The 12,054-nt window shown below is 74.5% G+C and carries 10 protein-coding genes; 5 read left to right on the top strand and 5 right to left on the bottom strand.

The window, feature by feature from the left end; all coding sequences use genetic code 11:
• Nucleotides 1-101 precede the first annotated feature (101 nt).
• On the bottom strand, nucleotides 102-1,199 hold the full coding sequence (locus tag PUR56_RS33825; protein ID WP_329951745.1) for a polyprenyl synthetase family protein: 1,098 nt from the start codon (nucleotides 1,197-1,199) through the stop codon (nucleotides 102-104).
• Complete coding sequence (locus PUR56_RS33820; protein ID WP_329951744.1) at nucleotides 1,196-1,633, bottom strand: hypothetical protein; 438 nt, start codon at nucleotides 1,631-1,633, stop codon at nucleotides 1,196-1,198. The genes PUR56_RS33825 and PUR56_RS33820 overlap by 4 nt, the downstream gene beginning before the upstream one ends.
• A 330-nt stretch (nucleotides 1,634-1,963) precedes the next feature.
• On the opposite strand from PUR56_RS33820, the gene PUR56_RS33815 reads away from it, so the two are divergent.
• Nucleotides 1,964-2,377: a hypothetical protein gene (locus tag PUR56_RS33815; protein WP_329951743.1), complete on the top strand. Its 414-nt coding sequence runs from the start codon at nucleotides 1,964-1,966 to the stop codon at nucleotides 2,375-2,377.
• Between the two features lie 85 nt (nucleotides 2,378-2,462).
• Here PUR56_RS33815 and qcrB read toward each other — a convergent pair whose 3' ends face one another.
• Complete coding sequence (gene qcrB, locus PUR56_RS33810; RefSeq protein ID WP_329951742.1) at nucleotides 2,463-4,115, bottom strand: cytochrome bc1 complex cytochrome b subunit; 1,653 nt, start codon at nucleotides 4,113-4,115, stop codon at nucleotides 2,463-2,465.
• 362 nt (nucleotides 4,116-4,477) lie between these two features.
• Here qcrB and PUR56_RS33805 point away from each other — a divergent pair, with 362 nt between their 5' ends.
• The 3 genes from PUR56_RS33805 (at nucleotide 4,478) to PUR56_RS33795 (ending at nucleotide 5,809) form a co-directional block, all read left to right on the top strand.
• Nucleotides 4,478-4,852 (top strand): hypothetical protein, encoded by a 375-nt coding sequence (locus tag PUR56_RS33805; RefSeq protein ID WP_329951741.1) that lies wholly within the window; start codon nucleotides 4,478-4,480, stop codon nucleotides 4,850-4,852.
• Nucleotides 4,853-4,955: 103 nt separating this feature from the next.
• Complete coding sequence (locus PUR56_RS33800) at nucleotides 4,956-5,399, top strand: SRPBCC domain-containing protein (protein ID WP_329875623.1); 444 nt, start codon at nucleotides 4,956-4,958, stop codon at nucleotides 5,397-5,399.
• On the top strand, nucleotides 5,396-5,809 hold the full coding sequence (locus PUR56_RS33795) for an ArsR/SmtB family transcription factor (protein WP_329951740.1): 414 nt from the start codon (nucleotides 5,396-5,398) through the stop codon (nucleotides 5,807-5,809). The genes PUR56_RS33800 and PUR56_RS33795 overlap by 4 nt, the downstream gene beginning before the upstream one ends.
• Before the next feature lie 53 nt (nucleotides 5,810-5,862).
• Here the strand turns inward: PUR56_RS33795 and PUR56_RS33790 are convergent, their stop codons facing one another.
• Both PUR56_RS33790 and PUR56_RS33785 read right to left on the bottom strand, forming a co-directional pair.
• The gene (locus PUR56_RS33790; RefSeq protein ID WP_329951739.1) at nucleotides 5,863-9,759 is read right to left on the bottom strand and encodes an amino acid adenylation domain-containing protein; all 3,897 of its coding nucleotides are present in this window, start codon (nucleotides 9,757-9,759) and stop codon (nucleotides 5,863-5,865) included.
• A gap of 485 nt (nucleotides 9,760-10,244) precedes the next feature.
• The gene (locus PUR56_RS33785; protein WP_329951738.1) at nucleotides 10,245-11,141 is read right to left on the bottom strand and encodes a LysR family transcriptional regulator; all 897 of its coding nucleotides are present in this window, start codon (nucleotides 11,139-11,141) and stop codon (nucleotides 10,245-10,247) included.
• A gap of 71 nt (nucleotides 11,142-11,212) precedes the next feature.
• Between PUR56_RS33785 and PUR56_RS33780 the strand changes: the two genes are divergently transcribed.
• Nucleotides 11,213-11,998, top strand: coding sequence for an NAD(P)-dependent oxidoreductase (locus tag PUR56_RS33780; RefSeq protein WP_329875631.1), 786 nt, complete (start codon nucleotides 11,213-11,215; stop codon nucleotides 11,996-11,998).
• Nucleotides 11,999-12,054: the final 56 nt, after the last annotated feature.

Below are 12,054 nucleotides of genomic sequence, written 5' to 3'. Positions count from 1 at the left end.
CAGCGACGTCATTCCCGGTGACGTCGACCGACCCGTGACCGGTTCCCGTCCTCCGGGGCCGGCCTTGTGGATCTTACGCAGGGTGGGTGAACGCGCAAGGGTCAGCGTCCGCGGGCGACCACGAATCCGGGCAGGGCCAGCAGGAACTCCCGCGCCTCGACGGTCCGCTCGACCGCGTCGGCGTCCTCGCCGGCCGGTTCGGGCAGGTCCGCGACGATGCCCTCGATCTCCCGCTCGGCGGCCGCGACCAGCCCGGCGGCGGCCTCCTGGGCGCCGGCCACGCAGTCGTACGCCGCCATCCGGTCGAGCAGCCAGTGGACGTCGTCGGCCGCGTCGGGGCCGCGCTGGGCCCGGGTGCTGCTCAGGTACCGTACGACCCGGGCCCGTTCGGCGGGGGTGGCGCGTTCCAGCAGGTGGATCAGCATGAGGGTGCGCTTGCCCTCCCAGAGGTCCCCGGCGATCTCCTTGCCGTACTCCTCGGCCGTTCCGACCAGGTTGAGCACGTCGTCCTGGATCTGGAAGGCGGCGCCGAGGTACCAGCCGAACCGGTCGAGCCGGGACGCGTCCGTGGAGGCCCCCTCGGCGACCAGCAGGCCGGAGCGGCACGGGTAGAGGAAGGTGTACCAGGACGTCTTCTTGAGGCACATCCGGTAGTAGTCGGTGGCGGTGAGGTCGCAGACGTTGTCCCGGATCCAGCCGATCTCCAGCGCCTGTCCCTCCAGCGACTGGCGGCACATCAGCTCGGTCTCCTCGAACAGCCGCCAGGCGAGCTCCCCGCCGAGCGCCCGCCGGTTGGCCATCACCCGGCGCAGTCCGAGCAGGTTGGTCGCGTTGCCGACGTTCAGCGCCACCTCGACGCCGTACCGGGCGGGGAGCGTGGGCGACCCGCGGCGCAGCTCGCTGCCGTCCTGGATGTCGTCGTGGATCAGGAAGGCGTTGTGGAACAGCTCGACGGTGACCGCCGGGTTGAGCGCCCGCTCCGCGGAGCCGCCGAACGCGGTGCAGGTGACCAGGCAGAGCGCTGCGCGCAGGCCCTTGCACGGACGGGCCGGGTAGTCGGCGGTGAGCTCGTAGAGGTACGGCGGGCTCTGTTCGGGGATGTGGCGGAGCAGCTCGGCGACGGTCCGCTCGCGGTACCGGGCGAGGACCCGTTCGACCAGCGGCGCCCCGACGGCCGTCGGACCGGCCGCCGTGCTCACCCGGTCGGCCGGGCGGAGGAGCCGTCGCCGGTGGCGTCCCCGGCCCCGCCGGTCGGCCCGCGCTGCGGACCGAAGGCGCTCTGCATGGTGCGGTTGGCGAAGCCGGGGGCGAGGCTGCTCAGGTTGAGCAGCAGTTCGAGGACGTCGTGCGCGTTGGTGGCGAGCCGCTCGGCCTGCTCGGACACCTCGCCGGTGGTGGCCGCGAGCACCCGGGTGCTGACCGCGTCGATCAGCTGGTGGGTGTTCTCCGAGACCCGGCGGACCAGTTGGTCGAACTCCTCCTGGTCGACGCGGTGCTCGCCGGTCAGCCGGGCGGTGGCCGCCTTGGCGTCCGCCAGTCCGGCGGAGAGCTCGCGTTCCAGGACGGCGGCGGCTTCCATGACGGCGCGCGAGCCCTGCTCGCCCAACTCGCTGAACCGACCGGCGTCGGGCATGGCTGACCTCCTGGTTCGCGCCCCGGGCGGGCCGGGGCGGGCCGGGCCGACGCGGAGCAGGGCGCCGGTCTCGATGGCTGATGGTACACGGCCATGTGCGGAGCGTGTCCGTGGTCCTCCGGTGTCACCGCGCCCGTGCGCACCCGTGCCGACGTGCGCCGGAGCCTCCCCGGCGCGCGTTGTGCGCCGCGCGCCGGTGCCCTGCGGGCCGGGCGGCCGGCGGCCCGGCGCGTCTGGCGCCGACCGCCTCCGGTCACTGGTAGTAGTTGCGTGGTCGCGGATCGGTCCGCGCCCGGGGGGTGCTGGACGACGACGGCACGAGGAGCGGTCATGGGTGGCAGAGAGCGCCCGCCGAAGGCGCGGAACGCGCGTCCCGGCAGGCGGGCGACGGGCCCGCAGGCGGGCGGACAGGCGGTGGACGCCCGGGTGGAGATCGCCCGGCTGGAGGGCTACCTGGCCTGGGAGGCGGAGGTGGCGGCGGCCGAACGGGACGCCCGGGCCTTCGCCGACCGGTTCCCCTGGCTCTCGCCCGACGACCGGGATGCGCTGGAGCGCGCCTACGCGGACGACCGCCTCCGGTACGCCGAGGAGGTCGTGGACCGGGCGGTCGAGCGGTGCCGGCAGCTCGCCGCCCGCTACCGCTCCGAGTGCCGCCGGATCTGCGCGCGGTGGGCGGCCGTCTGCCTCTCCGTGGCGCTGGCGGCGGCGCTGCTCGCCGCCCTCCCGGCGGCCCTGCACGGCTGACGGCCACCGGTTGCGCGACCGGGGCCCGCCGCACACCTTGAACCCAAGGAGTGCGGCGGGCCCCGGTCGCGCGGGGGCGTCCGGGTCAGTGGTGCCCGTGGCCGCTGGTGATCTCCTCGTGCTCCTCGGCGGTCGGCTTGGCGATCTGGCCGCCCCCGCCGTAGAAGCCGCGGGAGAGCTTGGCGCGGGTGCGCGTCAGCAGCCCGGTCCTGCGGGCCACCCCGTTCTCGTCCACCTCGGCCGGCAGCTCGACGGGCTGCGGCTGGTCGTGCGAGGTGAGCGTGTACAGCCGTCCGGGCGGCAGCGGCGCGTGCACCTCGACGAACTCGCCGTGCTGGAGGCGCTTGATGACGCCGGTCTCGCGCCCGTGCAGCACCTTCTCCCGGTCGCGTCGCTGGAGGCCCAGGCACCACCGCTTGGTGATGACGAAGACCACGACCGGCGCCACGAAGAACGCGATCCGCACCGCGTTGGTGATCGAGTTGATCGACAGGTGGAAGTGGGTGGCCAGCAGGTCGTTGCCGCCGCCGGCCAGCAGGACCAGGTAGAGGCTGATCCAGGCGGCCCCGAAGGCGGTGCGCACCGGGGCGTTGCGCGGCCGGTCGGCGATGTGGTGCTCGCGCCGGTCGCCGGTGATCCAGGCCTCCAGGAAGGGGTAGGACCAGATCGCCACCAGGACCAGCGGGAAGATCATCAGCGGTACGAAGACACCCAGGTTCAGGGTGTGGCCCCAGAGCCCGATCTCCCAGCCCGGCATGATCCGGATCAGGCCCTCGGAGAAGCCCATGTACCAGTCGGGCTGGGCGTCCGTGGACACCTGGTCGGGCCGGTAGGGGCCGTACGCCCAGATCGGGTTCACGGTGGCGATCGCCGCCATGGCCGAGATGACGCCGAACACCAGGAAGAAGAAGCCGCCGGCCTTGGCCATGTAGACCGGCATCAGCGGCATCCCGACGACGTTCCTGTTGGTCCGGCCGGGCCCGGCGAACTGGGTGTGCTTGTGGTAGAAGACCAGGATCAGGTGGGCCACCAGCAGCCCCAGCATGATCCCCGGGATCAGCAGGACGTGCACGGTGAACAGCCGCGGGATGATGACCACGCCCGGGAACTCGCCGCCGAAGATGAAGAACTGGAGGTACGTGCCGACGATCGGCACGGCGAGGATCGCGCCCTCCATGAACCGGATGCCGGTGCCGGAGAGCAGGTCGTCGGGCAGCGAGTAGCCCATGAAGCCGTCGAACATGCCGAGGAACAGCAGCAGCGCGCCGAACATCCAGTTGATCTCGCGCGGCTTGCGGAACGCCCCGGTGAAGAAGACGCGCATCATGTGCACGAACATGGCCGCGACGAAGACGATGGCGGCCCAGTGGTGGATCTGCCGGATCAGCAGGCCGCCGCGGAGGTCGAAGCTGATCTCCATCGTCGAGGCGAAGGCCTCCGACATCGGGACGCCCCTGAGGGGCACGTACGAGCCCTCGTAGATGACCTCGCCCATCGACGGGATGAAGAACAGCGTCAGCCAGACACCGGTCAGGATGATGATGATGAAGGTGTAGAGGCAGATCTCGCCCAGCATGAAGGACCAGTGGTCCGGGAAGATCTTGCGCAGGTTGGACCTGGACAGGGCGTAGATGCCGAGCCGCCCGTCGGCCCAGTCGGCGAACGCCTCGACCTTGTTGGCCGGTGCCGCGCGGGTGCTGGTGGCCGGTGCCGGGCTCGGCTGCTGACCGGCTCTCACGACGGGCTCCCCGGTGTCCGCTGCGGAACGTCCTGGACGCCCGGCCGCTGAGCTGCCGGCCGGCGGAGTGATGTGATCATCGGACCTCTCGATGCGGGGGAGCCGGGTACGCCGGCGCGCGGATCCGCCGACCCGCCGCCCCCGTTGCTCAAAGTGATGGAGCGCTTACTCTGACATGCTGTCGGCACCGCGCCGACTGTGCACGTCCATCGGCCCGTCCGGCCGCTCGTGTCGGCTCGCCCGAGGGTCCCCCGTCGCCTCCGGCGGCCGGGATGCTGCGCCCGGGTGCTGTGCCGGGGCGCCGGAGCGTTTGGTGCGCGCCGTGCCCGGGGAGGGCGTGGCGGCGGGCCTACGCTGCGCCAATGGTGGATCACCGGGAACTCTTCGAGGACGTGACGACCGACCTGGCCCGGGCCGGGTTCGACACCGGACGGGGGCCGTCGGGCCTGCGGATCGGTCACCGCCCCCAGGGGGTGGTAGTGGACTGGCGGCCGGTTGACCCGGCCGACGGGGCGGGCGGGTCCGACGAGGTGGAGCGGGCCGACCCGCCGCCGGTCGAGGGGATCAGGGCGGCGGTCACCGGTGCGGTCGCCGTGGTCCTGCGGGAGTCCGGCTACCAGGTGGCCGCGACCGGACGGGACGAGCTGCTGGTCACCGCCGGCCCCGCGCGGGCCGTCGAGGCCCCGGCCGGGCCGGCCCGCGACGAGGTCGCCGTTCCGGAGCAGTGGTGGGGCTGACCGGTGCGGCTTCGCGGCCCGGGCGCAACCCCATGGTTGCGCCCGGGCGGGGCCAGGTGCAACCATGGGGTTGCATTCACTGGTGACGACGGAGGAGCATCCCATGAGCGAGGACCGGATCGAGCGCGAGACCCTGATCGCGGCCCCCCTGGACCGGGTCTGGGCACTGGTGGCCCAGCCCGGGTTCTGGGTGGACGCGCAGAGCGTGGCCGGCACGGTGGCGCGCGAGGGCGAGTCGACCGTGGCGCGGAGCGCCGAGTACGGGGACTTCCCCGTGCGGGTGGAGAAGGTCGAGCCGCCGACCTACCTGGCCTACCGCTGGGCCAGCGCGTTCCCCGGCGAGGAACTGCGCGAGGACAACACCACGCTGGTGGAGTTCACCCTGACCGAGGAGGGCGACAAGACCCGCCTTCGGGTCGTCGAGAGCGGGTTCGCGGCCCTGGCCGTCTCCGAGGAGCGGCGGAGCCAGGCCGTCCGGGACAACAGCGGCGGCTGGCCCCAGGTGTTCGACGCGCTCCGCACGCGGGCCGAGCAGCGGTCGGCGTGACGGAGCGGCGGAGCGGCGGCGCCGAGGTCGTCGACGGCGTGCTCGGCGCGCTGGCGGACCCGACCCGGCGCCGGCTGCTCGACCTGCTCGCCGCCCAGGGCGAGGCGACCGCGACCACGCTCGCCGGGCGACTGCCCGTCACCCGGCAGGCCGTGGTCAAGCACCTCGCCGTCCTGGACACCGCCGGGCTGGTCACCGGCCGTCGGACCGGCCGCGAGGTCCGCTACGCCGTCCGGCCCGAGGCGCTGGACGCGACCGCGCGGTGGATGGCCTCGCTCGCGGCGGACTGGGACCGGCGGCTGGCGCGGATCAAGCTGTTGGCGGAGTCCGCCGAGTCCGCCGGGACGGACGCGGGGGGGCCGGGAGGCGCGGGGCCGGTGTCGGAGCCGCCGGACCGGACCCGCGGCTGAACCACCCCGCCTGTCCCGGCCCGCCCGGCCGGGACGGGTCGGGAAACGGCGGGTCAGCGGTTCAGGCCCCCGGACCGGGACCGGACCGCGGCCACCAGCTCGCCGACGCCGTGCTCCTTCAGCACGCCGTAGTGGTCGCCGGCCAGCTCGATCACCGTCGGCGCCGTCGCCGAGTAGCCGGAGCTCTCCTCGATGAACGAGTAGTCGTCGCCGGTGGCCTTGAACACGGTCACCGGCGCCGACAGCCGCCGCTCGGCCAGCTCGCGGAAGCTGTAGTCGAACTCGTAGGTCTCCCCGACGATCCGGGCGATCCGGCGGACGACCTCCTCGTCCAGCTCCGGCATCAGCCCGTGGACGAAGGCGGCGAAGCCGTCCTCGTCCCGGACCTCGGCCAGGCACCGGTCCAGCCCCGGCCCGCTGATCGAGCCCGCGAACACCGAGTACAGGATGGTCAGGTACGCCGGGTTGCGGTAGGAGTACTCGCGTCCGTACCGCTGGCCGCCGGCCTTCCGCAGCTCCGGGTTGCCCGGGCAGATCAGCAGCAGGTCGTCCACCCGCCGGCCCGCCTGCTCCAGCTGCCACGCGGCCTCGAAGGCGACCCGGGCGCCGAAGGAGTACCCCCACAGGGTGTACGGACCCTCCGGGCGGAGCCGGAGGATCTCCGCCACGTCGGCGGCGGCCATCTGTCGGATCGTCGGGTACGGCGTCTCCCCGGGGTTGATGCCGTACGTCTGCACGCCGTAGAACGGCCGGCCCGCCCGGCCGGCGAGCGGCCGCAGGTTCATCGGGTAGCCGCCCAGCCCCGGCCAGCAGAACACCGGGTCACCGGCGCCCCCGCGGTGCAGCGGCACCAGCCGGGAGGCCGGCCCGCCGGAACCGCCGGCGGCGCCGGAGCGGTCGATCCGCTCCGCGAGGTCGGCCAGTCCCGGGCTCTCGAACAGCACCTGGAGCGGCAGCCGGGTGCCGAACTCCCGGTTGACCCGGTTGACCAGCGCCACGGCGATCAGCGAGTTCCCGCCCGCGGCGAAGAACTCGTCGGCCAGTGAGACGGCCTCGTACTTCAGCGCGGCGCCCCAGACCTCGGCGAGCCGGCGCTCGGTCGGCGTCGACGGCGCCACGAACGGCGCGCCCGTTCCGGCGTCCCGGACCTGCTCGCCGGCGGCGAGGGCCCTGACGTCGACCTTCCCGTTGGCGGTGAGCGGCAGCTCGTCCAGGACCAGCACCCGGTTGGGGACCATGTAGTCGGGCAGCGCGGCGGCCAGCTCGTCCCGGATCATCTCCGCAGGGCCCTTCATGTGCACGGCGTCCTCCCGCATGCCCTCGCTGCGGATCTGCTCGCCACTGACCCGCCCGCCGAGGAAGAAGTACGACGGCCCGGGCGCGATCCCGCACGACGCGAGGACGGCGTCCAGTCGCCGGGCGGCCGGCAGCGGGTGCCCGGTCCTGGAGCTGTAGCCCGAGGACATGAACCCGAAGCCGAGTCCGTTGCGCTGCAGGCGGTGCAGCCGGGTGCCCAGGCCGATGTACTCCAGCCACGGCTCCGCCGCCCGGCTCACCGCCGAGATGCCGAAGTCCGCCCGCCGGTACACCTGCTGGTTGATCGCGATGACGTGCCGGGCCTCCACCAGCTCGTCCGAGATCAGCGTCAGCCCGCCGTCCTCGTACCGGTGGGTGCCGGCCGGAAGGCCCTCGACCCGGCCCGGCCGGGCCTGGACGTAGAGCTCGGTGTCGTCCCGGTACGGCCGACCGTCCTCCGGGACGACCGTGAAGCTGCCCAGGTAGAGGTCCTCGTCGGCGACGTCCAGCCGCCGCCGGACGGCCGGCTCGTGACCGAGCGGCCGCACCGCCAGCCCGTACGCGGGCAGCACCTCCTCCAGGACACCGAGCATGTGCCCGGTCTCGAACTCCAGCACCTCCTGGATGTTGTTCCGGTACACCGGCTCGATCGCGCTGCGCCGGCCGAGGAAGTGCAGGGCCAGGGGCGCGGCGCCGTCGGCCGCGTCGCCGACCCGGACCAGGGTGTGCTCGACCGGGTGGTAGTAGTGGACGCCCGCGGCCAGGCCCTCGGAGCCGTTCGTCTCCAGGTACAGCTGGGTGGCGTACAGCGCGCCGGGGGAGGCGTACGCGTACTTCGGCAGCAGCCGCTCCTCGCTGTGGAACTGTCCGAACCACCGCAGGATCCCGCCCAGCTCGGCCAGGGTCACGCCGCCGTCCCGGCGGGCGGTCCGGTGGTGGTCCGGCCGGTCCGCCGGGTGCGGGGCGGCGAGCAGGGCCAGCAGGTCGTCGCGGGTCACCGGGCCGCCCTCGAAGAACCGGTAGGTCTTGCGGGCGAACGCCTCCCGGCGCTGCCGTTCGCTCTCCTGCCGCCCCGGAAGCCCGACCACCGGACGGCCGGCCAGCTGACCCGGGCTCCGCAGACCCGGGTTCGACAGCTGCGCCTTCACCTGGAGCTTGCTCGCCTTGGACCGGTGGTGCCCGCCGTGGCTGCCCTGGTCCATCAGGGCCGCCTCCTTGGGGTTCAGCTCCACGCAGGCCACCAGGTTCCGGTGTCCCGTCCGCGCGTCGTCGGTCACCACGGCGGCGGCCCGGCGCACCCAGGTGTGGTCCTCGATCGCGAGTGCGATCTCGTCCAGCTCGACGCGGTACCCGCGCAGCTTGACCTGGCTGTCCGTCCGGCCGGCGCACTGCAGGGTGCCGTCCGGGTTCCACTGGGCGAGGTCGCCGGTGCGGTACAGCCGCTCGCCCGGGAGGTACGGCGAGGCGACGAACCGTTCCGCCGTCAGGTCGGGCCGGTTCAGGTAGCCGCGGGCCAGCTGGACGCCGCCGACGTACAGCTCGCCGGTGGCGCCGACCTCCACCGGGGCCAGCTCCGCGTCCAGCACGAAGCAGCGGGTGCGGTCGACCGGCAGGCCGATCGGCACCGAACCCGAGCCCTCGCCGAGGGCCTCCGGGTTGACCCGGTGGGCGGTCGCGTTGATGGTGCACTCGGTCGGCCCGTACAGGTTGACCAGCGAGGCCCGGGGCAGCTCGGCGGTGAGGGCCCGGGCGAGCCGGACGGAGAGCGCCTCGCCGCCCGAGTAGACCGCGCGCAGCGTGGTGCAGCCGGGCAACCGCTCGGTGTCCAGCAGCGCCTGGAGCAGGGTGGGGACGCACTGGAGGGCGGTCACGCCGTGCTCCAGCACCGCGTCGATCAGCCCGTCCGGATCCCGGTAGACGCCCGGCGCCCCCATCACCACGTGGGCGCCGGCGGCGGGCGCGAGGATCTCCCACTGCGCGGCGTCGAAGCTCATCGGCGTCTTCTGCAGCACGGTGGTGTCCGGGCCGAGGTGGCCGGCGTCGGTCAGCCAGCGCAGCTGCGACACGATGCTGTGGTGCTCGATCATCACGCCCTTGGGCCGGCCGGTGCTGCCGGAGGTGTAGATGACGTACGCCAGCGCGTCCGGGGTCGGGCCGGGGGCCGGGTCGCCGGGTCCCCGGCTCTGGTGCGGGATGGGGTGCGTGCCGGCGGCCTCGCGGAGGTCGGCGGGTGTGACGATCCGGACGCCCGGCGGGGCCAGCCCGGCCAGCCGGTGCCGCAGGTGGTCCTGAGCGACGATCACCCTGGTGCCACTGGACTCGATCATGTAGCGGATCCGCTCCTCCGGGTACTCCGGGGAGAGCGGCAGGTAGGCGGCGCCCGCGCAGAGGATGCCCCAGACGCCGGTCATCAGCTCCAGGGACGGTTCGGTGTAGAGGCCGACGCAGTCGTCGGCGCCCGCACCCAGCTGGTGCAGGTGGGCCCCGAGGGCGCCGGCGGCCTCGCCGAGCTCGCGGTAGCTGAGCCGGCCGCCGTCGCCGGTCACGGCCGTGGCGTCGGGCCGGGCGGCCACCTGCGCGCGGAGCAGGTCGGGCAGGCAGACGGAGCGGCGGGCGTCGAGGAGGGCGGCGGACAGGGCGGACTGTGCGGTCATGAGGGGGTTCCCGTGGGTGGGTGCGGATCGGTGCGCCCGGCGCGGGCCGGGCGTGGCTTCCAAGGTCCGCCGCCCGCCGTCCCGGACGCCTGGGGCAGCGGTCGCCTCCTGGCCCGATCCGGTGCCCGGCCCGTGTCGGGCACCGGCCCGGGCAGGGCCCGGTTCCGCCCGCCCCCGTCCCGGGCCTCCGGCCCCGCGCCGGGACCGGTTCCGCCCGCCCCCGTCCCGGGCCTCCGGCCCCGCGCCGGGACCGGTGCCCCGTCCCTGCCCCTGCCCCGGCCCTGCTCGCCCGCTCGCCGTCCGGTGTCCGCCAGCTCCGGACCGGCCGCGCCCTGCCGGTCGAGGAGGTGGTCGAAGTCCTGGTCGGCACCGCGGAGCGGGCGCTCTGCCGCTGGACGGCGGCGCGGGGACCGGCTCCCTGCCGACCCTGCGCCGCCGACCGGAGCGCAGGACCCCGGCCGGGGCTCCGGTCCGGGCCCGGCCGGTCAGCCCCGGGGGGTGGGCTCCGCCGCCGCGGCGAGGTGGCCGAGGAAGGCGGTGACCGCCGGCGGGACCGACCGGTCCCGGAGGGTGGCGGTGCGGACCAGGCGGACGGGCGTGTCGTCCGGGTGGAGCGGGACGAGGGCGACGTCCGGCCGGGCGGCGCGGGCGGCCAGGGCGGGGATCAGGGTGACACCCAACCCGACGGCCACCAGGCCGAGTTTGGCGGGCCACCCGGCCACCTCGTACTCGATCCGCGGCCGGAAGCCGCTGCGCACGCAGGCGGCCAGCAGGGTCGACTCGGCCCGCCGACTGGCGGCGATCCAGTGCTCCCCGGCGAGCTCGGCCAGCTGCACCGACGCGCGGCCCGCCAGCGGGTGGACCGGTGGAAGAGCCACCAGGACCGGATCGTCGACCAGCGGGCGGAGGTCGAACAGCTCGGTGTCGTAGGGGTGTTCGGGATAGGCGGAGACCAGCGCGAGGTCGATCGCGCCGTCCCGGAGCCGGTCCAGCAGGGCGGACGAGAGTCCCTCGGTGAGTGAGACCCCGACCAGCGGGTGCGCGGCCCGGAAGGCTGCCAGCGCGTCCGGGACCAGCGCCGCGTTGGCGCTGTCGAACGCGCCGACCCGCAGCCTGCCGAGGTTCAGCTCGGTGAGCGCCGCCAGGTCGCGGCGAGTGCCGTCCAGCCGCTCCAGCAGCGCCTCGGCGTGCGGCAGCAGGGTGCGTCCGTGCTCGGTGAGTCGCACGCCCCGGGCCAGTCGGTCGAAGAGCGGCGCACCGAACTCGGCCTCCAGGGTGGAGATCTGACGGGATATCGCGGACTGGGTGAACCCCAGCCGCTCGCCGGCGGCGGTGAACGAGCCCAGCCGGGCGGCGGTGCGGAAGACTTCGAGCCAGGCCATGTCCATTCCGCATGGCTACCATGCGAGACATTCGCTTGTCGCCTGGCTCGATGGTTCCTAGCGTGGAGGCCATGGAGAAGATCGCATTTCTCGGCCTCGGCCGGATGGGTCGACCGATGGCCCGCCGACTCGCCGCCGCCGGTTACCCGTTGACGGTGTGGAACCGCACGCCCGGGAGGGCCGAGGGGCTCCCGGAGGCCGCCGATCCGGCGGAGGCGGTGCGCGGGGCGGGCGTCGTCGTCACGATGCTGTCCGACCCGGAGGCGCTGGCGGCGGTGGCCGAGCGGTTCGTGGGGGAACTGGTGCCCGACACGATCTGGACCGAGATGTCCTCCGTCGGTCCGGCGGCGGTGGCCGCCCTGCGCGGACGACTGCCGGACGGCGTGGGGCTGGTGGACGCGCCGGTGCTCGGCAGCGTCGGCCCGGCCGCGTCGGGCGGGCTGACCGTGCTGGCGGGCGGGGAGCCCGCCGACCTCGACCGGGTCCGGCCGGTACTGGAGACGCTCGGTTCGGTGGTGCACTGCGGCGGTCCCGGGTCGGGCGCGGCGCTGAAGCTGGTGGTGATCGGCGCGGTGATCGGGGGAGTCGCCGTGGTGGCGGAGGCACTCGCCCTGGCCGACTCGCTCGGCCTCCCGGAGGAACTGGCCCTGGGCGCGCTGGCGAGCGGACCGCTCGGTGGTGCGGTCGGCCGGGCCCGCTCCGACGACGCCGACTTCCCGGTCCGGCTGGCCGCCAAGGACCTCGCGCTGGCCGGTGGCGGGCCCGTCCTGACCGCCGTGCGCGAGCGGCTGCTCGACCACCCCGAACTCGCCGAACAGGACCTCGCCCGCTGGGTGGACGCGGTCCGGGCCGGCTGACAAGCCCGGCCGCCCGGCCCGCCGGACGGGTGGCCGGGCCGGGGAGGCAGGCCGGT

Source organism: Streptomyces sp. BE303 (assembly GCF_036290945.1).
Lineage (GTDB): Bacteria > Actinomycetota > Actinomycetes > Streptomycetales > Streptomycetaceae > Kitasatospora.
Note: the sequence above shows the minus strand (reverse complement) of the source record. Positions and strands in the feature narration are given on the sequence as shown.